Origin of the sequence: Nocardiopsis metallicus (assembly GCF_014201115.1) — a bacterium.
In the GTDB taxonomy this organism is placed as follows: domain Bacteria; phylum Actinomycetota; class Actinomycetes; order Streptosporangiales; family Streptosporangiaceae; genus Nocardiopsis; species Nocardiopsis metallicus.
Genome location: NZ_JACHDO010000001.1, coordinates 6,936,702 through 6,960,825, shown reverse-complemented (window position 1 = coordinate 6,960,825; position 24,124 = coordinate 6,936,702). Strand labels below are relative to the sequence as shown.

Here is a 24,124-nt window from a genome sequence, read left to right as displayed (position 1 = left end):
GTCGTGAACTGGTCCCCGATAGTTGGACCGGCTAACTAAAGGTTAGGCCGCCAGGGCCTGAGCTCGGTACTGCACCGGGCTCAGGCCCTCAAGATAGCTATGGACGCGTTCGTGGTTGAACCAGGCGATGTACTCATCCAGCCCTGCGGTGAACTCCTCGACGGTCTCGAACTCGGAGTGGGTGAAGAACTCCTCCTTCAGGTGACCGAAGAAACTCTCGATCACCGCGTTGTCCAGACAGTTGCCCTTGCGCGACATCGACTGAAGACCGTCGACCCCGGCGAGCAGCCGCCGCCAGGACACGTGCTGATACTGAAACCCCTGGTCGGAGTGGACCAGCGGGCTCTGACCAGGGGGCAGGGTCTTCAACGCCTCCCGCAAGGAGGTGTTGGTCAACTCCAGGTTCGGTGACAGAGCGGCCGTGTAGGAGATGATCTGCCGGTCGAACAGGTCCATGACCGGTGACAGGTAGACCTTGTGGCCCGCGACGGCGAACTCGCTCACGTCGGTCACCCATTTCTGGTTCGGCCCCTGCGCGGTGAAGTCACGCTCCAGCAGGTTCGGCGCCACCTGGCCCGCCTGGCCCCGGTAGGAGCCGTAGGGCTTCTTGCGGCGCACCCGGCAGACCAGGCCCAGCTGGTTCATGAGCTTGAGTACGGTCTTCTTCGCTACCCGCCACCCCTTCTTGAGGAGCTGGTCATGGATCCGGCGGTGCCCGTAGCGGCCCTTGTTCTTGTCGAAGAGCTGCCTGATCTGGGCCTTGAGCGCTGCGTGGGGATCCGGGGTTTGGAGTCGGGCCTGGTGGTAGAAGAACGTGGAGCGGGCCAGCCCAGCAACCCGCAGCAGCACGTCCAATCGGTGTTCGGCCTTGAGGGCGACCACAGCGTGAACCCTCACTCTGGTGGATGTTCCCTCAAGGCCCGCACTTTTCCCAGGTAGGCGTTCTGGGCACGCAGGAGCTCGTTCTCACGGCGTAGTCGTTCCAGCTCTGAGGCTGGCTCTTGTGGTGCGCTCTTGGGCGGGCGTCCTCGCTGCTTGGGGCGTAGCCCTTCTGAGCCCTGGGTGCGGTAGGTGCGCACCCACGATTCCAGCAGCTTGGGTGAGGACAGTTCCAGTTCCTTGGCCAGCTCGGTCTTGGGCTCGCCCGCCAGGAGGCGGCGCACCGCCTCGACCTTGAACTCGAAGGAGTAGGACTTCTTCGCTTGTTTGGTCACCAGCGCTCCCGGGCCGTGGATCCGCCACCGTCGGTACAGGCTTCGGACCGCCCATCGCGAGACCCCCAGAGAGGCCGCTACCGCGTGATCGGCTCTGCCTTGCTCGAACAACGCTATCGCTTGGTGGCGTTGGTCCTGGGTGAGTGAGCTGTTCGCTCTCATGGGACTGCTCCCTGGTCGATGGAACTGGATTTCCAGTCCAACTTCCAGGGAGCAGTTCATCGCGACGCGGGGCCCCTGTCACGTCCGGGCTCAGAAGAACAGCAGCCACACGCCCAGCCCGGTGACGGCCGCGTTCACCAGCAGGAACACCATCACCCAGAAGGTGCCCGGCAGGCCGGTCAGGCGGGCCATCTGGTCCGCGTCCGACTGCGGGGAGGGGTTGCGCATCCGCTGCGACTGGAGTTCCAGGACCGGCCGCACCCCGGCGAAGAGCAGGAACCAGATGAACAGGTAGGCGAACGCCGCCTGGACCTCGTGCGGGGTGAACCAGCTGACGCCGAAGACCACCGCGCCGGTGAGCACGATCGACAGCACTCCGTAGAAGTTGCGGATCATGACCAGCATGGCGGCGAGGAAGACGATGCTCAGCCACAGCAGCGCGGTGATGCGGCCCGACATCAGCATGAGGATGCCCAGCAGGCCGACCACGCTCGGGGCGATGTAGCCGGCGAAGACCGTGAGGATCATGCCGACACCCGTGGGCTTGCCGCGGGAGACCGTCACCCCGGAGGTGTCCGAGTGCAGCCGGATACCGGTCAGCTGGCGCCCGCTCAACAGGGCCAGCAGCGCGTGCCCTCCCTCGTGGACGATGGTGACGACGTTGCGCGCCACCCGCCAGGGCGGCCCCAGCAACACGGTCGCCAGGGCCACCACCGCCGTCGTGACGATGATCCACTGCTCCGGGTCGGGCTGGACGGACAGCACGTCCTGCCACACGTCACCCAAGCTCGTTCCCACCACTACTGGACTCCCGACTTCCCGCTTCGACCGGCACCACGTGCAGCACTTCCAGCGGACCGGACCAGCCGGCACCGCTTCGGGCCGGTTCAGCCGACACCGCGGCGGCCGGGAGGCGCGGAGAACGCGGGCCCTTGCCGAACTTTAGGGCATTTGGGCGGGTGCCGTGTCTGACGGTTGGGCCGCGGCCGAACCGAAAAGTCCGTGGCTTTGGGCTCCGATGAACTGGCCAAACGAGCGAAGCCGACCTACAGTCACCACTGTTAGTGATTTTCCAGCTACTCACAGCAAGGATTCCGTGTGAAGCGCTTCGTTGCTCTCGCCCTCATGACCGCCGCCACCGGCGCCGCCGTCGCCATGGCCGCCTCCCCCGCCGCCGCCGGGCACAAGGGCTATGACGGCTATGACGGCTACTACGACCTCCAGCGCACGGTGGTCGAGCAGGGCCACGGCTACGGATACTGGTCGGACAAGGACGACAAGGGCAAGCACTGGCACAAGGACCACAAGGGCAAGGACAAGGACAACGGCTACTACTACTAGCCGTCGGCCTCTGGCCGCTGACCACTGTCTCCCGGTCCTGACCTCCTCGGTCAGCCGAACGCCCTGGGCCCCGGTCACGCGACCGGGGCCCAGGTGTGTGTTCGGGAAGGGGGTCGGGCCTGCACGGCCGACAGACCTCCGCGACCGTCAGGCCTGTGCGGCCTCCTCGGCCTCCGCCAGCTCCTTGAGGCGTTCCAGCGTCCGCTCGATGCCGCGGGCGTTGCGCGCCGGAGCCCCGCTCAGGATGTAGAAGCCCACCTGCCCCCGCGAGTAGTCGAAGGTCTCGGTGACCAGGGTCCCTCCCTGCGGCAGCTCCTCGAACTCGTAGCGCCAGCGGTGCGACCCCACGTGCTTCCACGCGATGAGCCGGCCCTCCTCGAACTCCACCACCCGGTTGGTCATCCGGTAGGGGAGCCCGAGCATCTTCATGTCCATTCCGAACTCGGAGTCCGCCTCCAGCCGTTCCGGACCGAAGAGCGCGCTCTGGACCGTGCCCGACCCGTCGAGCTCGGGGTGGCGGGACGGTGCGGCGACGAGGTCGAAGATCCTCTTGGCCGGGGCGTCGACGACGACGCTCCGAGCCACCATGTGTTTGGCCATGACCGCATCATGTCACCGCTCGGGAGCACTCCCCTACCCGGCCCGACGGACGCGGTTCACTCCCGCACCCCGTGTCGCTCCACCCCCGCCAGTTTCCCGTCCTGGGACACGTGTACGACCCAGAAGGAACCCTTGCGCAGGCTGCGCTGCTGGGACAGCGGGGCGCCCAGGCTGGTGAGCGCCTCGGTCATCAGGTGCGGGATCAGCTCCCCGTGGGTGCACACCACGGCGGGCCGCCCCTCGGCCAGGATCCGCGCGAAGGCCTCCCGGGCCTCCTCCACCTCGTAGCCCTTGCCCTCGCGCCCCACGGTGAAGGCGCGTTCGGTGCGCATCGGGGCGTCGCACTCCACGGTGTAGGGCAGCAGGGACTCCGTGCAGCGCGCCGCGGCCGAGGAGACCGCGCCGGGGCTCCCGTAGGCCGCCAGGACCCGGGGCAGCGCCAGCGCGTCGGAGCGGCCCGAGGCATCGAGCGGGCGGAGCAGGTCGTTGTCGTTCCAGGCCCGCTTCTCCCCCGCGGACAGGTGCCGCAGCAGGATGACCGGGAAGGTCCGTGCGGGACCGGCCCGGAAGTTGTCGAGGACCTGGACGTCGTGGTCGTAGCTCAGGCGGGTGCGGGCCTCCTCCACGGGGACCCACTCGACCACGTCCACCTCCTCGTTGGGTTCGTAGTCGACCTCCCCGCCCGACTGGGCCGGGGTGGCCGCCCACCATTCCACCTGTTTGGGCCAGCCGTCCTTGAGGTAGCGCTGCGGCGGGAGCCGGCGCCCCATCACGGGGGCCAGGCCGGTCTCCTCCTCGACCTCGCGGACGGCGCCGATGATGGGGTGCTCGCCGTTCTTGAGCTTGCCCTTGGGCAGGGTCCAGTCGCCCCGGTCCGGGCGGCGGATGAGGACGACCTCCCGGCCCCGCCCCGCGTCGCGCCAGAGCACCGCCCCGCCCGCCCGGATCGGCTCCAGGTATCCGCCCACCGCGGTGTCCCGCGGAGGGAAGGCACTGGTCACACGGATATCCACGCTCTCCGTGGCGCTGCTCTGTGGGTCGGACCCTTCGGAAACGTCGGTACCTTCTTCGGTCCCGGACTCGTGGGTGTTCACCCGTCCACCACTCTCAGATGCCGGTCGCCGCGCAGGGTGTCCTGGAGGTCGACCAGCGGTTGGCCCTCCTCGTCGTGGGTGACCCGGGTCCATGTGCCGTCGGGTTCGAGCCGCCACGAGGAGGTGCTGTCGGACATCGCCAGGTCCATGATGCCCACCAACCGGCGGCACTGCTCCGGATCGGCGATCCGGACCAGTGCCTCCACGCGCCGGTCCAGGTTGCGGGGCATCAGGTCGGCGCTGCCGATCCAGACCTTGGGCCGCCAGCCGTTGGCGAAGACGAACACGCGGGAGTGCTCCAGGAAACGGCCGAGGATGCTGCGCACCCGGATGTTGTCGGACAGCCCCGGCACCCCGGCGCGCAGCACGCAGCTGCCGCGCACCCACAGGTCGACGTTGACCCCCGACTGTGAGGCCCGGTAGAGGGCGTCGATGATCTCCTCGTCGACCAGGGAGTTGACCTTGATCCGGATGTGGGCGGGCTCCCCCTTGAGGCTGTTGTCCACCTCGGTCTCGATCTGTTGGAGCAGCCCCTCGCGCAGGGCCGCGGGCGCGACCATCAGCCGTCGGTAGTGTTTCTTGCGGGAGAACCCGGTGAGGCTGTTGAAGAGGTCGCTGACGTCCTCGCCCACCTCGGCGGCGGCGCTGAACAGGCCGAGGTCCTCGTAGACGCGGGCGGTGCTCGGGTTGTAGTTGCCGGTGCCGACGTGGCAGTAGCGGCGCAGCAGGCCGTCGTCGTCCTGGCGGATCACCATGGACAGCTTGCAGTGAGTCTTGAGGCCGATCACGCCGTAGACCACGTGGCAGCCGGCCTCCTCGAGCTTGCGGGCCCACTGGATGTTGTTCTGCTCGTCGAAGCGGGCCTTGATCTCGACCAGGACCACGACCTCCTTGCCGCCGCGGGCCGCCTCGATGAGCGACTCCACGATGGGTGAGTCCCCGCTGGTGCGGTAGAGGGTCTGCTTGATCGCCACGACCTTGGGGTCCATCGCGGCCAGGGCCAGGAACCGTTCGGTGGTGGTGGCGAAGGACTCGTAGGGGTGGTGGACCAGGATCTCGCGTTCGCGGATGGTCGCGAACAGGTCACCCGAGGTCAGCGCGCGCGGTTCGACCGGGACCATGGGCGGGTAGCTCAGGTCTGGGCGGTCGCTGTCGGCGATCTGGGCGAGCCCTGCCAGGTTGAGCGGACCGGGGACCCGGTAGATCTCCTCCTCCTCGGCGCCCAGTTCCTCGCGCAGGATGAGCAGGACCTCGTCGCTGATGGTCTGCTCCACCTCCAGGCGCACCAGCGGGCCGAACCGGCGGCGCAGGAGTTCGTTCTCCAGGGACTGGACGAGGTCGTCGGTCTCGTCCTCGTCGACCTCGAGGTCGGCGTTGCGGGTGACCCGGAAGGCGTGGTGCTCGACCACCTGCATGCCCTCGAAGAGCTGGGGCAGGTGGGCGGCGATGATGTCCTCGACCGGGACGAAGCGGCCGCCGCCGTGCGCGGTGAGTTCGATGAAGCGCGGCAGTGAGCTGGGCACCTTGACCCGCGCGAACATGCGCCGGTCGTCCTGGGGGTCGCGCACGGTGACGGCGAGGTTGAGCGAGCGCCCGGAGATGTAGGGGAAGGGGTGCGCGGAGTCGACCGCGAACGGCGTCACCAGCGGGTAGATGGAGCGGCGGAAGTAACCGTGCAGGTACTCGCGCTCGGCGGTGTCCAGTTCGTTCCACCGGACGATGCGGATACCCTCCTCCGCCAGGGCCGGGGCGACGCTGTCCTCGAAGCAGGCCGTCTGGCGCAGCATGAGGTCGTGCGTGAACAGGGAGACGCGCTCCAGGAGGTCCCGCGGGTGGTGTCCGCTGGCCGAGGCGACGGACAGTCCGGTGGCCAGTCGGCGTTTGAGTCCGGCGACCCGGACCATGAAGAACTCGTCGAGGTTGTTGGAGAAGATCGCGAGGAACCGCGTCCGTTCGAGCAGCGGGATGTTCTCGTCCTCGGCGAGTTCGAGGACCCGCTGGTTGAAACGGAGCCATCCCTCCTCTCGGTCCATGAACCTGTCGACGGGCAGTTCGGTGGTGGTGGGACCCGCTGGCGTTGGCGCTGATTCCGTGCTCACAGTGGGCAGACTCCCCCTTTTTCATGACCGCACGGTGACAACCCCATGAGGGGAAAATGACCGCAACACGGCTGCTATGCAGCTTCTGTACCCATATCCACACCCGTGTCCTGGGGTTCGGGGCAACTTTTCGCTCATGACGCGATCACGCGCCCTGCCTGACCTGGCAGGACGCGTGGTCTGACGAGTTTTCCGGGGAGTTCGGCGAATGGCCTACCGGGCGACGCCGAACTACTGGCCGATGCCGATGCGCAGATCCGGCGGCAGGAGGAGCACGAACATCGCCACGCGCATGAGGACGTTGATCCACGTGTTGCGAAAGCACGCCCAGAGGTAGCCGTAGAGCAGACTCGCGGCGCCGTAGGTGAGCAGGGCCAGGCCGGTGTCGTGCATGAGGTCGTAGCCGGGAAGCTGGGAGACGGCGTCGTAGGGCTGGATGATCGCGTAGGTCAGCGCGAACACCACCGAGGTCATCACGATGCCTCCCCAGCGGCCCATGAACTGCTCCAGCCGGGTCTGCATCATGCCGCGGAAGAAGATCTCCTCGCACGTGGCGATCACGGTGAAGGCGACCAGCAGCGCGTACAGGGCCAGGGAGGGGGAGGGCAGTCCGATGTGCGGGGTGATGAGGTAGCCGATCAGCCCGACCGCGGCGACCACGGGGATCAGCCCGAGCCAGCGCCAGAGTTCGGCCACCTTCAGCGCGATCGCGGGCATGGCGGTGCCCTTGCCGTCCACGGTCAGCCCCGAGCGGTCCATGATGAGCAGCGGAAGCGCGAACAGGAACAGCAGTCGGGAGACCAGGGAGACCGACATCGCCAGGTCCGGGGCGATCCCCGTCTCCTCGCCGTAGACGGCGAAGATCCAGGACAGCAGGACCATCGACGCGATGAAACAGCCCAGCAGGATCACCATCCAGCTGAGTTCGCGGCTCATGGGGTGGCCGCCCATGGCGGCGGCGATGCGCCTGTCGAGCTCGTCCCGCCGACCGAACGCCTGCACGAGGCCCCATGCCATGACCCCGCCGATCAGCATCGGCAACCAGGTGATCAGGAACAGCACGGCGCCGTCCCCGAAGACGTCGCCGCGCAGCACGGGATGGGCGAACAGCGCGCCGCCGAGCAGGACCGCGGCGAGGGCGAGCCCCCCGGCGAGCCCCCATCTTCGCACCATGGTCACAAGCGTCCCCCCTGTCTCAGAACACACATTCTCCACCAGGGGAAACTAAACGCGACTTAATGACTACGGTATGTCGTCACCCGGCTGTCACCGGGGCCGACACACGCACAGGGGGCGACGTCGCGGTGGAAAATCAGCAGGGCGCCAGCCGGATCGCGGTGACGATCCGGTCGGCGCCCTCAGCTTTCGCGGCACACGGAGCCGAACCTAGTGGCCGTTCTCCAGGACCGACTTGAGGAAGGACTTGGTCCGCTCCTCCCGAGGGTCGCCGAAGATCTGGTCCGGGTGGCCCTCCTCGGCGATCCGGCCCTTGTCGAACATCAGCACGCGGTGCGAGACGTCGCGCGCGAAACCCATCTCGTGGGTCACGCACAACATCGTGATGTCGGTGGTCTCGGCCACCTCGCGCAACACGTCCAGCACGCCGGCCACCAACTCCGGGTCAAGGGCGGAGGTGACCTCGTCCAGCAGCAGGATCTCCGGGCGCATGGCCAGGGCGCGGGCGATCGCCACGCGCTGCTGCTGGCCGCCGGACAGCTGGGTCGGGTGGGCGTCGATCTTGTCGCCCAGCCCCACCAGGTCGAGCAGGTCAGCGGCCCGCTCGCTGGCCTCGTCCTTGCTCAGGCCCAGGACGTGGACCGGCGCCTCCATGATGTTCTTGCGAACCGTCATGTTGGGGAACAGGTTGAACTGCTGGAACACCATGCCGATGCTCTTGCGGCGCCGGCGCAGGTAGCTCTCGCTGGCCGGGACCAGGCCGCTGCCCCGGGGCATGTGGCTGAACGGCTCGCCACCGATCCGGATGTGCCCCTCGGTGACCTTCTCCAGGGTCATGAGCAGGCGCAGGATGGTGGTCTTGCCCGAACCGCTCGGCCCGATCAGGGTGACGCGTTCACCGGCCGCCACGTTGAAGTCGAGGTGGTCCAGCACGGTGAGGTCGCCGAAGCGCTTCACCACCTGGTCGAACACGATCAGCGGGCCGTCCGCGGCATCGCCCTCGACACCCGGTGCCGTCGTGTTCTCGGGGGTATCAGACGGCGACATATCGCTTCTCCAGTCGTCGAATCAGAATCGCGGAGGGGACGCTCACCACGAGGAAGAGGAGACCGACGATGGTGAACGTCTCCACGTAGCGGAAGTCCCTGCTTCCGACCTGCTGTGCCACGGCCAGCAGCTCCACCACTCCGATGGCGAAGAGCAAGGGGGTGTCCTTGAACATCGCGATCAGGTAGTTGCCCAGTGCGGGGATGACCTTGCGGATGGCCTGGGGCAGCACGATGGCGCCCCAGGTCCGCGTGCCCGGCAGGCTCAGCGCCCGGGCCGCCTCCCACTGCCCCTTGGCCACGCCCTCGATGCCCGAGCGGTACACCTCAGCGGTGTAGGCCGCGTAGTGGATACCGAGGACGACGACACCGATGGTGAACGCCGAGACGTTGGCCGGGGCCAGCGCGAAGACGAACACCAGCTGGATCACCAGCGGAGTCGTGCGGATGAACTCCATGAGGAAGTGCACGACGGAGCCGAAGAGCGGCACGCGCCGAACCATCGCGATGACCAGGCCGAGGGTCAGGGCGAGGGCGTAGCCGATCCCCGTCGCCTGGATCGTCACCAGCAGGCCGCTCAACAGGTCGGGCATGACCTGACCGGTGTACTCGAAATCCCAGAACCCGCTCACTTGGCCACCCCCACCTTCGTACCGACCGCCGGGGGTCGCAGCAGCCCCAAGATCCCGCCGCCTGACGGCGGGGTCCTACCCAGTTTCTGGTTGGCCCTGCGTTCGAGCAGCCGCACGCAGAAGATCAGGACCTGGGCGATCAGGTAGTAGAGGGCGAAGGCCACGAGGAAGACCGGGATCGTCTCGCCGGACAGGCGGCGCAGGTCGTCGGCGACCCAGGAGAGGTCGTGCAGGCCCACCAGGTAGACCACGGCCGTCGCCTTCATCAGCTCCACGACCAGGTTGCCGAACGTGGGCAGCATCTGCGCCCAGGCCTGGGGCAGGACCACCAGGCGCATGCGCTGCGGCCAGGACATGTTCAGTGAGACGGTCGCCTCGATCTGCGCCTTGGGTACGGCGTTGATCGAGGAGCGCACCACCTCGGCCCCGTAGGCGCCCAGGTTCAGGCCCAGCGCCAGGATCGCGGCGAACATGTCGTCCAGCTGGAAGCCGGTCGCCACGGGCAGGGCGTAGATGAACCAGTACATGACGACCAGTGCCGCGATGCCCCGGAACACCTCCACGTACACCGTGGCGACGGCCCTGGCCAGCCAGTGCTGGACGGTACCCAAAATGCCGAAGAACATCGCCAGGACGAAGGCCAGGACGATGCCGCCGAGCGTGAGCTGGATGGTGAGCCACGCTCCGGCAACGAAGCGTGGCCACTGTTCTAGAAGGAACTCCACGAGGGATCAGCCCTCGCAGAGTTCCGCTGTGGTGGTCTCGTCGGGCAGGTCGTCCTCGGTGAAGCCCCACTCCTCGCCGAGCTCGAGCAGACGGCCGCTCTCCCTGAACTCACCGATGACCCGGTTCATCTCCGAGAGCAGTTCCTCGTCCTCCTGGCGGACGCACAGCCCGCCCCAGCCCTTCTCCTCGTTGTCGTTCATCACGGGGTAGAAGGGGTCGGTGACGGTGTACTCGTCCTCGAGGTCGCGCTCGATCAGCAGGTAGGTGTGGGACACCGCCAGCATGGACACCGCGTCGACGCGACCGCTCTGCAGCAGTTCGAAACCGCGGGTCTGGTCCGGGATGAGCTCCAGCTGGCCGCCGGGCACGCCGAAGTACTCGGCGTAGGTCTGCTCCACCGAACCGTTGAGGACGGCGAGGGTGAGGTCGGGGTTGTCGGCGAAGTCCTCGAAGTGCTGGATGCCGTGCGGGTTGCCCTCCTCCACCAGGAAGGCCTCGGGCGAGGTGGCGGTCGGTTCGGTGAACGCGACCTGCTCGCAGCGCTCGGGGGTGATGAACACACCGGCGGCGATGACGTCGTAGCGGTTGGCCTGCAGGCCCGGGATCAGACCGTCCCACGAGGTCGCCGACGCCTGGATCTCCGGGACGCCCAGCTCCTCGAAGACCGCTCGGGCCACCGCCGGGGACTGCCCGGCCGCCTCACCGGAGGAGTCCACGAAGCCGAAGGGCACCTCGTTGGCCAGGGCCACCGCCACGAATCCCTGTTCGCGCAGGCGTTCGAGGGTGCTCTGCCCCTCCTCGCCGTCGGCCCCGGTACCGCCGCCACCGCCGTCGTCGACTCGACTGCAGGCTGCGAGTCCGGTCACTGCCGCACCGACCCCGGCCAGACGGAGAGCGTCTCGGCGCCCCCAGGTTCCCCGCCGACGCGCTGGTCCCTGATTCTTCACGACTGCTCCTCGAAAACTCGCGATAGCGGCGCCTTCGCCCGAAGGACAGGGCGAGGGCTCCGCGCGTTCGGATGGTGGATCGCCTCGTGTGGGCGCTTCCGCGGCACGGTACCGCGGCGGTCGCCGCCGCCCGGGTGCGTGGGGCGACGGCGGTGGTACGGGGTCTCCCTCCCCGGGCCCGCCGTGCAGTAACTGAACATGTTTAGTCCGTTATGCACTGGTTATGAGTCGCATCTCATCGGGTGACCCGATGAGACACCCCCTCCGAGCTGGCCACCTGTGCTTGGTGACTATGGGTTCTTATGCCCGTCACCCAGGGGTCACTACCCTGCGAACGCGAACGGGCGGGGCTCAAGTGAATGAACCCCGCCCGCTCTGGCGAGACCGTGTGCCCCGAGGGCTACGCTTCGGCGTGACCGCGCGTCGGTGTGACTACGCGTTGGCGTCCTCTTCGACGACCAGCGGGTAGACGCCGTTCTCGTCGTGGACCTCGCGCCCGGTGACGGGCGGGTTGAAGACGCACAGGACGCGGAAGTCCGTCTTGGGGCGGACCGTGTGCTTCTCGTGGCCGTTGAGCAGGTAGAGGGTGCCCGGGGTGATGATGTGCTTCTCCCCGGTCTCCTCGTTGGTCAGCTCGGCCTCGCCCTCGATGCAGTGCACGAGCTCGATGTGGTTGGCGTACCAGAACGTCGACTCGGTGCCCGCGTACAGGACGGTCTCGTGGAAGGAGAAGCCGACCTTCTCCTTGGCCAGGACGATCCGACGGCTGCGCCAGTTCTCGGTCTTGATGTCAGCGTCGGTGTCGTTGACCTCGTCCAGACTGCGAACGATCACTTGTGTCTCCTTCACGCTCTGATGCGCGCTGTATGCGCTGGTGATACACGGTACGGGGCCGACCGGCACCCCGGTAGGGGTGGCGACCGGCCCCGGAACCGAATTCGGTGGAACCCGTCGGTCCGAAAGCGCCACTGGGGCGTTCGGACACCGCCGCCGGGACGGCCGTCCCGGCGGCTGGACCGCTCTTAGGCGGGCTGCGCGGCGGCCTTGACGGCGGCGCGGGCGGCGTCGGCCATGATGTCCAGGCCGGCGGTCAGCTCCTCCTCCGTCGCGGTCAGCGGCGGGAGCAGCTTGGCGACCTCGTCCTCGGGACCGGAGGTCTCCAGGAGCAGGCCGCGGTCGAAGGACTCGGCGGCGACCTTCTTGGCGATGCCGCCCTCGGCGTCGAAGGCCAGACCGCGGGCCAGGCCGCGGCCGCGCACGTGCGCGCCGAAGTCGGCGTGCTCGGCGGCCATCTCCGCGAGGCGGGCCTGGACCATGTCGCCCTTGGCGATGGTGGCCTCGGCGAAGGCGCCGTCGCTCCAGAAGCGGCGCAGCGCCTCGGCGCCGGTGACCATGGCCGGGTTGAAGCCGCGGAAGGTGCCGTTGTGCTCGCCCGGCTCCCACACGTCCAGCTCGCGCTTGAACAGCGTGAGCGCCATCGGCAGGCCGTAACCGCTGATGGACTTGGACAGGGTGACGATGTCCGGGACGATGCCGGCCTCTTCGAAGCTGAAGAACTTGCCGGTGCGGCCGCAGCCCATCTGGATGTCGTCCAGGATCAGCAGGATCCCGTACTCCTGGCAGAGCTCGGAGAGCCCGCGCAGCCACTCGGAGCTGGCGACGTTGATGCCGCCCTCACCCTGGATGGCCTCGACGATGACGGCGGCCGGGGCGTCCAGGCCGCTGCCGCTGTCGTCCAGGAGGGTGCGCAGCCACAGGAAGTCCGGGGTCTTGCCGTCGAGGTAGTTGTCGAACGGCATGGTCGCCACGTGGTCCAGCGGCACGCCGGCGCCGCCGCGCTTCATGGAGTTGCCGGTGACGGCCAGGGCCCCCAGGGTCATGCCGTGGAAGCCGTTGGTGAAGTTGATGATGGTCTGGCGACCGGTGTACTTGCGGGCCAGTTTGAGCGCGGCCTCGACCGCGTTGTTGCCCGCGGGGCCGGGGAACTGGATCTTGTAGTCCAGGTTCCTCGGTTTGAGGATGACGTCCTCGAAGGTTTTCAGGAACTCGCGTTTGGCCACGCTGTAGGCGTCGAGGCTGTGGACGATGCGGTCGTCCGTCAGGTACTCGATGAGCGAGGTCTTCAGCTCGGGGTTGTTGTGACCGTAGTTGAGCGATCCGGCCCCGGCGAAGAAGTCCAGGTAGGGCTTTCCCGACTCGTCGTAAACGTGGCTGCCGACCGCCTTGTCGAAGACGACCGGCCAGTTCCGGCAGTATCCGCGGACTTCGGACTCGAGGCGCTGGAAGGTCTCCATGGTGCTGTTCCTTGGTTCCTTTCCCCAACTTCGTGGGCTCATGGCTTAGACGAGGGGTGGGTACAGGATCGAGTTGATCCGGTGCGGATGGTCAGTCGTCGGTGGCGGGATGCGAGCCGAAGGGCCCGATGCGGACGAGGTCCTCGGGCTCGTGGGGCTCGTCCCCGTGCTTCGGGAAGTGCTCCGCGCCGAAGAGCGGGCTCCACACGGCCTCGGTCCGCCGGCTCCGCGCGAAGGACGCGAAGAGGGCTCGGGAGGCCTCGTTGTCGGGAGTGACGGTCGCTTCGAGGTACTGAAGGCCCTGCTCGGCGATCGCGTCGCCGATGAAGTCGAGCATCCGGCGGGCCAGCCGCTGACCCCGGTACGCGGAGTCGACGGCCACCTGCCAGAGGAAGTACGTGTCCGGGCTGTCGGGGCGGACGTAACCGGTGACGTAGGCCGCCACCCGGCCGTCGGTGTCCCGCGCCACGACGCTGGTCGCGGCGAAGTCCCGGCACCAGAGCGTGTAGGCGTACGGGGAGTTGACGTCCATCCCCGTCTCGCCGGCCAACCGCCACATGTGCGGCCCGTCCTCCGGGGAAGGGTGCGAAAGGCGCACGCCTTCACGGCGCGCGGCCTCTGCGGTCTGGGAGCTCACAGCCCCGCCTTCAGTTCGGTCGCGTGCTTGGAGGTTCGTTCGTAGATGTGGCACGTCGATCGAACTTAGCGAACGAAGGTCAAAGACGTTTCAGCGAGAATCCGCGCAGATGTTTAAGCGGATTCTGAGTGGGTAGGACCCGTTTATTTAGCAGCTTGAACCCACTCTGTGCAGGGCTCCCAGGTGACGCGCAGTAGTGGCCGCCCGCACCGCTCACGCCCTGTCCATCAGGGGATTCACCCCCGGGGGCGGACTCGCGTAGCCCAGGGTGAGAACACACCCGGCGATGGGCCGCCGACATCCGTCAGGGTCAAACATAGAGCCTCCGCGAGGAATATTAAGCGTGCGTTAAGTCACATCAATTCGGTGGAAACCTCGCGACATAACGCGCGAGCCGGGCGACCCCGCACGTCACACGCTACGCCCGCCGGCTCTCGGAACCACCTGCACACGGGAATTTCTCGCACCCCCGCGGCGACACGCCGGCTTGTCATCTCCTGCCCGGATCGCCCCGCTCCCTTGACTCCGACAGGGGCACGAAGTCCCTCGACACCGCTGAACGTCCTTGATGAATCGCCGAGTTTCCATCAGACTCTGTGTAGTACGACCTCATGTAGTACTACAATTAGTCGCACCGCTTCGCCGCAGCCCATCAGGGACGCGCATCCCCGAGACGGCAGTGCGGACTCGAACTTCGTCGCCCCCGCCGTAGAACCACGGCGGAGACCACTGACCAGGGATCGGAGGCGTCCGTGAATCGCCTGTACCACGACAGCGAGGACTGGGTCGAGCAGGGAAACTGCCGCTCGTACGACCCGGAGATCTTCTTCCCGGTGAGCAGCACCGGGATCGGCCGCACCGACACGGAGCAGGCCCTGGACGTCTGCCGCAGCTGTACTGTTCGCCCGGAATGTCTGCGGTGGGCCCTGCGCGCTGGTGAGGCTCATGGAGTCTGGGGTGGGACCACCCCCGAGCAGCGTCGCTACATGCGCCGCGAGCTGGTACCGGCGGGATAGGCGCAAGGCGGAGCCGCCGGGCGCGGGAGGTCGCGAGCCGCCGACCCCGCGCCCGGCGGCTCACCTGTGTCCCCGGACGATCCGGACCCGGGCCCCGAGACGAACGAGCCCGTTCTCACGTCCGGAGGTCTTGCGGCCCCTGGGGGCACAGCCTAGGTTCACTATCGTGCGACCCGCTCACGGCACACTCCGCCTCACGCGCACGGCTCTCCTCGCCGGTGCGTCCACGGGCCTTGCCTGGGTCGGACACAACCTCTGGGCCCAGACGCCCGCCGGGGCCGGGGGCTTCCTCCTGGCCACGGCGTTCCTCTTCGGACTCCTGTGGCGGTTCACCCGGATCATGCGGGGCTTCGGCGACATCTTCGCCGTGATGGCCCTCGCACAGGTCGCCCTGCACCTGATCCTCCAGGCGGCCGGACCCGGCCTGGTCGCACTCGACCACGGAACCGACCACAGCGGGCACGGGCTACTCTCCCACGCCCTCGGCTTCGCCCCGGGGATGCTGTTCGCACACCTGTGGGCGGCCCTGCTCGCCGCCGCGCTGCTGGCCCACGGAGAGTCCGCGCTCTGGTCCCTGGCCACCGCCCTCTCCCGTGCCCTGCCACGCCTGCTCCGGGTCCCCGACCTCTCGTTCGGTACGCCCGGGCGGACTCGCAGCGCGCCCCGGCCCGGCGCGCCCCCTCGCCCCGCGCCGTCGGCGCACGGCCCCCGCGGACCTCCCGGTTCGTCCGCGTTCCGCCTCTGTTCCTGACCGCGCCCCGGACCGCCCGGTCACGGGGCTGCCTGAGGCGGTTCCTCACGAAACGCCCGGAGCAGCACGGGCCCCGACCCGTGCCCTCCGGGCGCGAACCGCACCCGCAACGGCCTGAGAGAAGACCATGAGATCCATCCGTACCGCAGCCCTGTTCGCCCCCTTCGCCGCGGCGCTGCTGCTGGCCCCCGCCCCCGCCTTCGCCCATGACGTGCTCATCGGCTCCGACCCGGAGGACGGCGCCGCCCTCGACACCGTCCCCGAGGAGGTCGTGCTGACCTTCAACAACTCCCCGCTGGCGGGCGGCAGCGGCAGCGCCATCGTGGTGACCGGCCCCGACGGCGCCGAGAAGCAGGAGGGAGACCTGGAGTTCGACGGCACCGACGTGTCCGTGGACCTGGCCCCGCTCAGCGAGGCGGGCGAGTACAGCATCGCCTACCGCGTGGTGTCCTCCGACGGCCACCCGATCCAGGACACCCTGACCTTCTCGGTCAGCGAGGAGGCCGTCGCGGCCGCCGCCCCGGAGGAGCCCGAGGAGGACCCGGCCGGGGCCGGGGAGGAGGCCCCCGCCGAGGACGCGGAGACCGTCGACGCCTCCCCCGCGACCGCGGAGAGCACAGCGGCCGAGGAGTCCGGCACCTCCCCGGTGATGGTGCTGGCCGGTATCGTCGCGGCGGCCGCCGGCCTCGGCGCGATCGTGCTCGTCGCGGTGCGCCTGCGCAACCGCCCCGGAGCGGGCTCGGACGAGGGTTCGGACGGCGACTCGGCCCAGAAGTAGCCAGTACGGCCCCCAGCGGCAGCTGAGGGGCGCACAAGGGCTGAGGGGCCCGCACGCCGACGCGTGCGGGCCCCTCGCGTGTCCGTGTGTACTTGGCGCCCGCTACCTTCGGCGGGCCAGCAGGATGCTGATGTTGTCCTTGCCGCCCGCCTCCATCGCGGCCTGCCACAGGGCGTGCACGGCCGCCTCGTCGCTGCCCGCCTCGGCGATCATGCGCTCCATCTCCTCGGGCAGCACCAGGTCCGACAGGCCGTCGCTGCACATGAGCCAGGCGCTGGGGTCGGCGGCCTCGTCCCGTCCCACGTGGGGGTGCATCGACCCGCCCGAGCTGCCGCCCAGGGACTGGGTGATGAAGTTGGTGGTGACGGGGCGGCCGTCCTCGGAGGGAGGCAGCGCCGGCGAGTCGTCCTCGGAGAGCTGGCGCAGGTAGCGGCCCTCCAGGCGGTAGGTGCGGGAGTCACCCACGTTGAACCAGAAGTTGCCGTCACTGTTGAGCAGGACCCCCGCGACCGTGGTCCCCATGCCGGAGAACTCGGTGTGTTGGAGCGCGTGGTCCTTGATCTCCTCGTCGATGTTGGTGAGGAGCTGGGCGATCTCCTCCGGGCCGTTGAGGCGCGGCCCCATCTCGGCCATCCGGTGCACCGCGTGCTCGGAGGCGATCTCTCCCGCGGCCTGGCCGCCGATTCCGTCCGCGACCGCGAGGATGACCGGTTCACTCACCGGCAGCACGCAGCGGACCGGGGAGGTCATGTTCGCGCTGGCGACGGTGAGAGCACCCATGACCACGGAGTCCTCGTTGGCGGGGCGGATAGCGCCCCGGTGCGTGAGGGCCGTGACAATGACTTCCCCACCAGCGACACCCATACGCCCTTCCTCCCGTTTCATCGGCCGCATGGCCGGTTGGCCGGCGTCTGGCGCCGGGCCTTGGTCGAGTCCCGTACAACGTCTGGATTCTGTAACCGTACCGAGCCACCGCCGGAGTCGGTCAAAATCCGCGTACATCATGGCGGAAAACACCCGGATATGCAGTTCCCGCACCGGTTTTCGCCGCCAAAAGTGTTGCGACGGTTCAGCCTGGGACGTGTGTTGTGCCGTCGTCCGGTTCCGGTCCGACAGTAGCGCTGCTGGGACCCGGCCGACAGAGCCAACCGACAGGTTCGGTCAACCCGCAGCCCAGAGGGCCTGTGCGGGACCCGGTACCCGTTACGCCGGAGGGGTTTCGGATGTGCGGTGGGACCCCGGAGGCGATCGGACCCACGTTGTCGCCTCGCTCACGGTCTGGCAGAATGGGGGCGTTGGGTGTCTAAGACGCAGACACACACGACCCGCCCCGCGCGGCGCCTGGGTCCTCAGTGACCCGTTTCCAGGTGCTCCCGGTGGCTCGAACCCTTCCTTCGACGGTCGTTTGGTGTGGTCTTGTCGTGCGTCGTTCCCAGCTCCTCCCCTCTCCGGTATCCACCGTCCGTACACCTCGCGTGCGTGCGGCGCCCAGTGCTGCCCTGCATCCCCCTCCACCGGTGCGCGGACCCGCTCCCCAGATCTCATCCCCCTGAATCCCCCTGACTCGCTTCCGGGCCCGTCCGCCGGGGCCCGGACCGCCGCCCCCCGCCCGGGCGGTCCGGTGCCTCTCCCGGGCGCCGGAGACGGATCACAACGCACAGTCGCTCCCGGGAGGATTCCGACTCCCCGCTCCGGAGTCCCCCCGGGCCCATCCACGACGGACACCAAGGCGGTGTCCAAGGAGTTCAGCCCAGTGAAGATCGCCATGGTCGCCGAACACGCCAATCCCCTTCCCGCCCACCGGGGCGAACCGGCCTGCCCCGCGAGCCTGCACGTGTGCGCGCTGTCCCGTCAGCTCGCCAAGCGCGGTCACAAGGTGACCGTCTACGCGCGCCGCAGCGACCCCGAGCAGCCCGACGGCCGCACGCGCATGGCCCGCGGCGTCTCCGTGGCCTACCTGGACGCCGGGCCCGCCCGACCGCTCGACGACAACGAGCAGGCCGAGCACACCGGGGCCTTCGGCACCGCGCTCGCCGCGGTCCTCGACGAGGACGGCCCGGACGTCCTGCACGCCATCGGCTGGACCAGCGGCCTGGCCGCGCTGCACGCCCAGGCGCACAGCGAGAAGGACCAGAGCGGGACGCCGATCGTCCAGACCTTCCACTCCCTCAACGCCAGCGAGCAGCGCTCCGGCCTCGCCCACCGGCCCGACCGCGCCCGCATGGAGACGATCCTCGCCTCCCGCGCCGACCACGTCCTGGTCAACTCCACCGACCAGCAGGGCGAGCTGGCGCGCCTGGGCGTGCCCCGCCACCACGTGAGCGTCGTCCCGTTCGGGGTGGACCCCGACCACTTCAGCGTCGAGGGCAGCGCCTCGGCCGAGCCGTGGCACTGCCGCCGCGAGGAGCGGCCCCGGCTGATCTCGGTCACCTCCCTGACCGAGGCCGGAGGCGCCGAGCGTCTGGTGGAGGCGATGACCCGCGTCCCCGAGGCCGAACTGCTGCTGGTGTCCACCGCCGAGGACCAGGACGTGGCGCTGGACGAGAACGCCCGGCGGATCGAGCTGCTCGCCAAGGAGGCCGGGGTGGACGACCGCGTGCACCTGACCGGACCGGTGGAGCGCAAGGAGCTCCCCCGTCTGCTGCGCTCGGCCGATGTGTACGTCTCGGCCGCCTCCTACGACCCCTACGGCGGCTCCGTGCTGGAGGCCATGGCCTGCGGCCTGCCCGTGGTGGCCACCGCCACCGGGGCGGTCCCCGGCGCGGTACTGCACCGCACCAGCGGCGTGCTCATGCGCTTCGGCCGGCCCGACGAGGTCGCCCGCTCCGTGCGCGCCGTACTGAACACGCCCACCATGAGCACCGCCTACGGCATCGCCGCGGTGGACCGGGCCCGCTCCCGGTTCACCTGGCAGCGCATCGCCGTCGAAACCGAGATCGCCTACGAGCGCTCCCGGCCGCAGCAGGCCGTGCGCGAGGATGTCGAAGAGGACGAGGCGGAGCTCCTCCTGTCCGGTTCGGTCAACTGAACGGCCCCACACACTGATGACGTTCGAACACCAGGGACTGCTCTTTCGCCGTGAGAGACGGTTCCACGAGGTGGCCCGGGAGCGGCTGCGGTCCGCCGTACGCGAGGACGCGCACGTGGTGCTCTCGGTCACCGACCCGGCCGCGCTCCTGGACGGGCTCACCCCGCACGAGCGCGACCGGGTGGACGTCATCGCCAGGGAGAGCCTCTACGACGCCCCCGGGCGCACTCTGGCCGCTCTGCACCGGCTGGCCCTGGCCCACGGCCCCGATCCGGTCTGCGTGGTCGCCGAGCCCCCGCTCGCCGAACTCAGCGACGGCTCCACGATGGAACTGCGCGAGTGGCACCGGCTGGAGTCGGTGCTGAGCACCGCGCTGGCCCCGATGAGCATGCGGCTGCTGTGCGTACACGACCAGCGCGCCCTGGGGCCGGGTGCGCGCGCCGCGGTCCGAGCCACCCACCCGGTGCTGGTGGACGAGGAGGGGCCCCGACCGAACCCGGCCTACCTGGGCACCCAGGCCTTCGGGCGCCGCCCCCTGGCTCCGGAGCCGATCCCCGTGCGCGGGCCGGTGCACCGCCTGGAGATCTGCCAGTCGCTCCCCCGCCTGCGCGGGGACCTCACGTCCCTGGGCGAGGCCGTCGGGCTGCCCCGGGACCGGGTGGACAGCGTGGTCGTGGCGGTGAACGAGCTCGCCGCCAACGTGCTCGAACACGGCGCGGGCAAGGGCAGCGTGCACGTGTGGCGGGGCGAGGACCGATGGGTGTGCGACGTCTTCGACGAACAGGGCGGCCTCACCGACCCGCTCGTCGGCTACCGCCCGGCCGACACGCTCCGCCCGCGCGGGTACGGGCTGTGGATCACCCGGCAGAGCTGTGACTTCCTGGAGATCAGCGGCAGCGACCAGGGTTCGCTGGTGCGGCTGCACTTCTTTGACCAACAGGCACGGTTTGGCCAGCAGGCACGGTTCGACGAGCAGGCGCGACTGGAGGAGCGGGGGCGCGCCGAACAACCGCGACCGGCCGGGCAGCGACAGCGGCAGGGCGAAGGGAGCCGGCAGAGCCCGTAGGGCAGGCTCAGCCCTTGAGCGCTCCCACGGCGTGATCGGTGCTGGCGTCGATCGGGATAACCTGGTCGATCCCGGCGATGACGAACAGGCGGTTCACCTGCTGCTGGGGTTCGGCGACGATGAGGCCCAGCCCGAGGTCGCGAGCCTGCCGGAAGGCGGAGACCAGCACGCCGATGCAGCGGGAGTCGCAGAAGCCCACCTTGGCGAGGTCGACCACCACCCCCTTGGGCAGGGGCGCCGCCAGGACATCGTCCAGGGCGTCCGCGAGCGCGGGCGAGGTGACCGCGTCCATCTCCCCCACGGGGGCCACGACGACGACGCCATCCTCGCGACGGATCGAGATGTCTGACGTCACGCTCGGTTCTCCTTGTCGTTCACGTGCGCCGATCGGAGTTCGGCGCGCCCCGGCGGGCCGACCGCCACCGCACCTCGACGTCCCAGTTCGTGCTCCCTGCATCATCATGACGGCTTACGGTCACGCTCGGGACTCATCCCGACGCCGGTCAGGTCTGTGAAACCGGGGCTTCAGCGCCCGTTCGGCCCCGGGCGGCGCGACCGCTGCGGTCCGGTGTTCTCCTCCACCAGGTCCCGGGCGACGTCCACGACCTTCTTGCGGTTGCGCTGGGCGACCTCCCGCAGGGCCGCGAAGGCGGTGTCGGCGTCGCAGCCCCGGGCGTGCATGATGATGCCCTTGGCCTGGTCGATCAGGGTACGCGCGGACATCGCGCGGCGCATGTGGGCGGACTCGCGGGCGGCGTCGGCCTGGCGTCCGGCGGTGGTCAGGGCCATGGCGGCGTGTTCGGCGAGCAGCGCGGTGAGCTGGGTGACCACCTCCTCGTCGAAGGCGTCGGCCCGGCCGGAGTGCACCCCGAAGGTGAGGATCCGGTCCTCGTCGCCGTCGGCGTCACCGGAGAGCTTGCTGGGCTGGGTGACCGAGGAGCGGTCTCCGCACTGGACCGCCATGCTCGTGTAGCGGGGCCAGCGGTGTTCGCGCAGTACGTCGGCGACCCGGACCTGGCGCATCTCCCGGACCGCCTCCACGGTGGGGCCCTCGTCGGTCGTGTACTGGTGTTCCAGTGCCTCGGAGAGATCTGCGTGGGACGCCCCGTAGTCGGTGACCACGTGGCGGATGGTGCCGTCGGAGCCCACCACCTCGCGCCAGACCACCACCAGGGCGGCCGAGCAGCCGGGGACGCCGAGGGCGGCGGCCCTGCTCATCTGATCCAGGGCGCGTTCGAGCGTGGTGTTCTCCGCCTGCCCCAACGCGCCGATGTCACGGGCGAGGTGTTCGATCCACACAGCCCGAACCTCCTGCCGAAAACTCCCGGGTTCCGGGACCAACGGTAACCTTCGGGGGACCCTCGACCGGACAGTCGCCGGTTTCGGCCGACGGACATCGGAGCCAACGGTGTCAGGCACGGCCGCGACGGGTACTGGCAAGAAGCCCTCGAAGACGACCGGGAGACCGTGAGCGTGTCGGAGAACCTCGCCGATCTGCAACGCGAGATCGCTGCTCTGAGTGATCGGATCGCCGCTTTGCGCAATACGCACGCCATGTACCCGGACGACGCCCAGGGCACCGCCGAGGCATCGCTGGCCGAGCTGGAGTACGCGGAGCGGCTGCTCGGCACGGCCGGGGCCGAACTGGCCCGTTCGCACAGCGAAGCGCCGGGGCCGCGCAAACCCGCCGAGGACGGGGACCGGGTCCTGTTGCGCGCCGTGTTCAACGAACTCAGCGTGCCGGTGGTGCTGCTGGACCACGACGGTTACGTCCGCCGGATCAACAACGCCGGGGCCAACCAGCTGGGCAGCGCTCCGGGCTACCTCACCGGAAAGCCCTTCACCCACTTCGTGGACCTGCGCAAACGGGCGGCCATGCAGTCGTGGCTGGCCGCCGTGCTGCGCGGGGACGGCCCGGCCCACCTGGAGTCCAGGCTGGCCCAGCGCGGCTGGGCGGAGGACGTGCACCTGACCCTCACCCGCCTGGAACTGCCCACCGAGGCACAGCCGTTGGTGCTGGTGGCGATGTCCCCGCCGATGAACGGCGCCGAGGAGGAGGGCCCCGCGCCGCTGGAGTCCGAGGTGGAGGACCAGGTGGTGGTGCTGGCCGCCCGAAGGCTGGACGTGCTCACCCGGATGACCCGGCTCCTGCTGCGCGGCACCACGCCCACCGAGGACCTCGCCCTGAGCGACGCGGCGGATCTGCTGGCCGACTCGTACGCGGACTGGGTGGTCATCGACGTCTGTGACCTGCCCGAGGGCCCCAGGGCGGCCCGCCGCGCCGCCGTGGTCGGCCCGGCCGACGCCCCCGAGGGCCAGCGAGAGGAGGTCGCCGCGCTCACCCCGGGCGACTCCGACATCCCCGGCGAGGTCCTGGGCCGAGGCCAGTCGCTGCTGTTCCCGCTGATCGAGGACGAGACGGTCCTGGGCCACACGGACACGGGCGCCCCGCTGCTGTCCGTCCTCGGCGCTGGCTCACTGCTGTCGGTCCCGCTCAGGGGAAGTCGCGGCGTACGGGGCGCGCTCACCCTGATCCGCCGCAGCAACCGCGGCAGCTTCCGCCTGGCCGACCTCGGCCTCATCGAGGAGATCGGCGAACACATCGGCCTGGCCCTCCCGCCCCGCTCTCAGTAGGAGGGCACGTGCGGGAACCCCTGGCCCTCCCCGCGATGCCCCCGCCGCGGCCGAATTCCCGGCCTGGGCCCGCGGGGAGCCCGGCCACTGCCGCTGCACCGCGCTGATCCCACCTCAGTGATCTTGCTACCAGAAGCAAGTTCGGCGCCGATCTCGCTCCTGGTAGCAAGATCATCACGGGGAGGGGTCACGGGGAGGGGGCGGACCGGCTGTCTGATCGCCCTACTCGGCCCGGCTTACTCGTCGGGGCCGTGGAGGGTGTCGACGAGGGTGGACAGGCGGGAGGCCGAGCGGTCCACCCGGCGGACGGCGTCCACCAGGGGCTGGTCGATCTCCTGGTACTTGTCCACGACGTGCTCGCGCAGCGCGGTGAGGTCGGTCTGGACCTGGCGGGAGCGCTGGGAGAGCTGTTCGGCCAGGACCTTGCCGGGTTCGCCGGTCTCCTGGTTGAGCACTCGCTGGAGGGACCTGGCCTGTTCGCGCATCTGCGCCTTGAGCTGGTGCAGCTCCACGAACACCTCGACCTTGGAGCGCAGTACCCACGGGTCGAACGGCTTGATCAGGAAGTCCACCGCGCGCGAGGAGTAGCCGCGGAAGACCTGGTGCCGATCGACTTCCTGGGCGGTCAGGAAGATGATCGGCACGTCCTTGGTCTTCTCGCGCTGCTTGATGTGCGCGGCGGTCTCGTAGCCGTCCATGCCGGGCATGATCACGTCGAGCAGGATGACCGCGAAGTCGGTGCCCAGAAGGTGCTTCAGCGCCTCCTCACCGGAGTTGGCCCGGACCAGGTTCTGGTCGAGGGAGGTGAGGGCCGCCTCCAACGCGATGAGGTTCTCGTCGCGGTCGTCGACGAGGAGGATGTTGGCCTTCTGAGTCACTGCTG

The 24,124-nt window shown here is 69.2% G+C and carries 25 protein-coding genes; 7 read left to right on the top strand and 18 right to left on the bottom strand.

Translation table 11 applies throughout. The features are described 5' to 3' along the window. Nucleotides 1-42: 42 nt before the first annotated feature. The 3 genes from HNR07_RS34525 to HNR07_RS30745 form a co-directional block, all read right to left on the bottom strand. Nucleotides 43-897, bottom strand: a complete 855-nt coding sequence (locus HNR07_RS34525) for an IS3 family transposase (RefSeq protein WP_312893595.1) — start codon at nt 895-897, stop codon at nt 43-45. Next, nucleotides 894-1,214, bottom strand: coding sequence for a helix-turn-helix domain-containing protein (locus tag HNR07_RS34520; protein WP_221318717.1), 321 nt, complete (start codon nt 1,212-1,214; stop codon nt 894-896). Before HNR07_RS34520 ends, HNR07_RS34525 begins: the two co-directional genes overlap by 4 nt. 252 nt (nt 1,215-1,466) lie before the next feature. After that, the gene (locus tag HNR07_RS30745) at nt 1,467-2,162 is read right to left on the bottom strand and encodes a M50 family metallopeptidase (protein WP_184372932.1); all 696 of its coding nucleotides are present in this window, start codon (nt 2,160-2,162) and stop codon (nt 1,467-1,469) included. Nucleotides 2,163-2,474: 312 nt separating this feature from the next. Between HNR07_RS30745 and HNR07_RS30740 the strand changes: the two genes are divergently transcribed. Further along, entirely contained in the window at nt 2,475-2,717 is a 243-nt protein-coding gene (locus HNR07_RS30740) for a hypothetical protein (RefSeq protein WP_184369519.1), read from the top strand. A gap of 147 nt (nt 2,718-2,864) precedes the next feature. On the opposite strand, the gene HNR07_RS30735 is transcribed toward HNR07_RS30740, so the two are convergent. From HNR07_RS30735 to ectA, 11 genes are all read right to left on the bottom strand, one after another. After that, nucleotides 2,865-3,317: an SRPBCC family protein gene (locus tag HNR07_RS30735; protein ID WP_184369516.1), complete on the bottom strand. Its 453-nt coding sequence runs from the start codon at nt 3,315-3,317 to the stop codon at nt 2,865-2,867. 56 nt (nt 3,318-3,373) lie between these two features. Continuing rightward, nucleotides 3,374-4,318, bottom strand: coding sequence for an NUDIX hydrolase (locus tag HNR07_RS30730; RefSeq protein ID WP_184369512.1), 945 nt, complete (start codon nt 4,316-4,318; stop codon nt 3,374-3,376). Nucleotides 4,319-4,407: 89 nt separating this feature from the next. Beyond that, on the bottom strand, nt 4,408-6,510 hold the full coding sequence (locus HNR07_RS30725) for an RNA degradosome polyphosphate kinase (RefSeq protein WP_184369509.1): 2,103 nt from the start codon (nt 6,508-6,510) through the stop codon (nt 4,408-4,410). Between the two features lie 231 nt (nt 6,511-6,741). Continuing rightward, a complete protein-coding gene (locus tag HNR07_RS30720) occupies nt 6,742-7,689 on the bottom strand; it encodes a CPBP family intramembrane glutamic endopeptidase (protein WP_184369506.1) in 948 nt (315 codons plus the stop codon). Nucleotides 7,690-7,896: 207 nt separating this feature from the next. Continuing rightward, a complete protein-coding gene (gene ehuA / locus HNR07_RS30715; RefSeq protein WP_281387213.1) occupies nt 7,897-8,733 on the bottom strand; it encodes an ectoine/hydroxyectoine ABC transporter ATP-binding protein EhuA in 837 nt (278 codons plus the stop codon). Further along, nucleotides 8,720-9,325, bottom strand: coding sequence for an ectoine/hydroxyectoine ABC transporter permease subunit EhuD (ehuD, locus tag HNR07_RS30710; protein WP_221320021.1), 606 nt, complete (start codon nt 9,323-9,325; stop codon nt 8,720-8,722). Before ehuD ends, ehuA begins: the two co-directional genes overlap by 14 nt. A 35-nt stretch (nt 9,326-9,360) precedes the next feature. After that, on the bottom strand, nt 9,361-10,089 hold the full coding sequence (ehuC, locus tag HNR07_RS30705) for an ectoine/hydroxyectoine ABC transporter permease subunit EhuC (protein WP_184369499.1): 729 nt from the start codon (nt 10,087-10,089) through the stop codon (nt 9,361-9,363). Nucleotides 10,090-10,095: 6 nt separating this feature from the next. Continuing rightward, entirely contained in the window at nt 10,096-10,956 is an 861-nt protein-coding gene (gene ehuB / locus HNR07_RS30700; RefSeq protein WP_184369496.1) for an ectoine/hydroxyectoine ABC transporter substrate-binding protein EhuB, read from the bottom strand. Nucleotides 10,957-11,469: 513 nt separating this feature from the next. Further along, a complete protein-coding gene (locus HNR07_RS30695) occupies nt 11,470-11,871 on the bottom strand; it encodes an ectoine synthase (protein WP_017583025.1) in 402 nt (133 codons plus the stop codon). A 188-nt stretch (nt 11,872-12,059) separates the two neighbouring features. Continuing rightward, complete coding sequence (gene ectB / locus HNR07_RS30690) at nt 12,060-13,331, bottom strand: diaminobutyrate--2-oxoglutarate transaminase (RefSeq protein ID WP_184369493.1); 1,272 nt, start codon at nt 13,329-13,331, stop codon at nt 12,060-12,062. 91 nt (nt 13,332-13,422) lie between these two features. Beyond that, nucleotides 13,423-13,929 carry a diaminobutyrate acetyltransferase gene (gene ectA, locus HNR07_RS30685; RefSeq protein WP_312894084.1) on the bottom strand — a complete coding sequence of 169 codons (507 nt, stop codon included), beginning with the start codon at nt 13,927-13,929 and terminating at the stop codon, nt 13,423-13,425. 791 nt (nt 13,930-14,720) lie between these two features. Here ectA and HNR07_RS30680 point away from each other — a divergent pair. From HNR07_RS30680 to HNR07_RS30670, 3 genes are all read left to right on the top strand, one after another. Beyond that, nucleotides 14,721-14,984, top strand: a complete 264-nt coding sequence (locus HNR07_RS30680) for a WhiB family transcriptional regulator (RefSeq protein ID WP_017546866.1) — start codon at nt 14,721-14,723, stop codon at nt 14,982-14,984. A 166-nt stretch (nt 14,985-15,150) separates the two neighbouring features. Continuing rightward, complete coding sequence (locus HNR07_RS30675) at nt 15,151-15,735, top strand: copper resistance protein (protein ID WP_184369489.1); 585 nt, start codon at nt 15,151-15,153, stop codon at nt 15,733-15,735. A gap of 127 nt (nt 15,736-15,862) precedes the next feature. Continuing rightward, on the top strand, nt 15,863-16,513 hold the full coding sequence (locus HNR07_RS30670) for a copper resistance CopC family protein (protein ID WP_184369486.1): 651 nt from the start codon (nt 15,863-15,865) through the stop codon (nt 16,511-16,513). Between the two features lie 102 nt (nt 16,514-16,615). Here the strand turns inward: HNR07_RS30670 and HNR07_RS30665 are convergent, their stop codons facing one another. Next, a complete protein-coding gene (locus HNR07_RS30665) occupies nt 16,616-17,377 on the bottom strand; it encodes a PP2C family protein-serine/threonine phosphatase (RefSeq protein WP_017583031.1) in 762 nt (253 codons plus the stop codon). 889 nt (nt 17,378-18,266) lie between these two features. Here HNR07_RS30665 and HNR07_RS30660 point away from each other — a divergent pair. Together HNR07_RS30660 and HNR07_RS30655 are read left to right on the top strand one after the other, a co-directional pair. After that, nucleotides 18,267-19,541 carry a glycosyltransferase gene (locus HNR07_RS30660; RefSeq protein ID WP_184369483.1) on the top strand — a complete coding sequence of 425 codons (1,275 nt, stop codon included), beginning with the start codon at nt 18,267-18,269 and terminating at the stop codon, nt 19,539-19,541. Between the two features lie 16 nt (nt 19,542-19,557). Beyond that, nucleotides 19,558-20,607, top strand: a complete 1,050-nt coding sequence (locus HNR07_RS30655) for an anti-sigma factor RsbA family regulatory protein (RefSeq protein WP_184369480.1) — start codon at nt 19,558-19,560, stop codon at nt 20,605-20,607. 7 nt (nt 20,608-20,614) lie between these two features. Here HNR07_RS30655 and HNR07_RS30650 read toward each other — a convergent pair whose 3' ends face one another. Together HNR07_RS30650 and HNR07_RS30645 are read right to left on the bottom strand one after the other, a co-directional pair. Then, nucleotides 20,615-20,962 carry an STAS domain-containing protein gene (locus HNR07_RS30650; RefSeq protein WP_184369477.1) on the bottom strand — a complete coding sequence of 116 codons (348 nt, stop codon included), beginning with the start codon at nt 20,960-20,962 and terminating at the stop codon, nt 20,615-20,617. A gap of 170 nt (nt 20,963-21,132) precedes the next feature. Beyond that, complete coding sequence (locus HNR07_RS30645) at nt 21,133-21,906, bottom strand: GAF and ANTAR domain-containing protein (RefSeq protein WP_184369474.1); 774 nt, start codon at nt 21,904-21,906, stop codon at nt 21,133-21,135. A gap of 174 nt (nt 21,907-22,080) precedes the next feature. On the opposite strand from HNR07_RS30645, the gene HNR07_RS30640 reads away from it, so the two are divergent. Then, on the top strand, nt 22,081-23,241 hold the full coding sequence (locus HNR07_RS30640) for a PAS domain-containing protein (protein ID WP_184372928.1): 1,161 nt from the start codon (nt 22,081-22,083) through the stop codon (nt 23,239-23,241). A gap of 236 nt (nt 23,242-23,477) precedes the next feature. Here the strand turns inward: HNR07_RS30640 and HNR07_RS30635 are convergent, their stop codons facing one another. Beyond that, nucleotides 23,478-24,119, bottom strand: a complete 642-nt coding sequence (locus tag HNR07_RS30635; protein WP_184369471.1) for a response regulator — start codon at nt 24,117-24,119, stop codon at nt 23,478-23,480. Nucleotides 24,120-24,124: the final 5 nt, after the last annotated feature.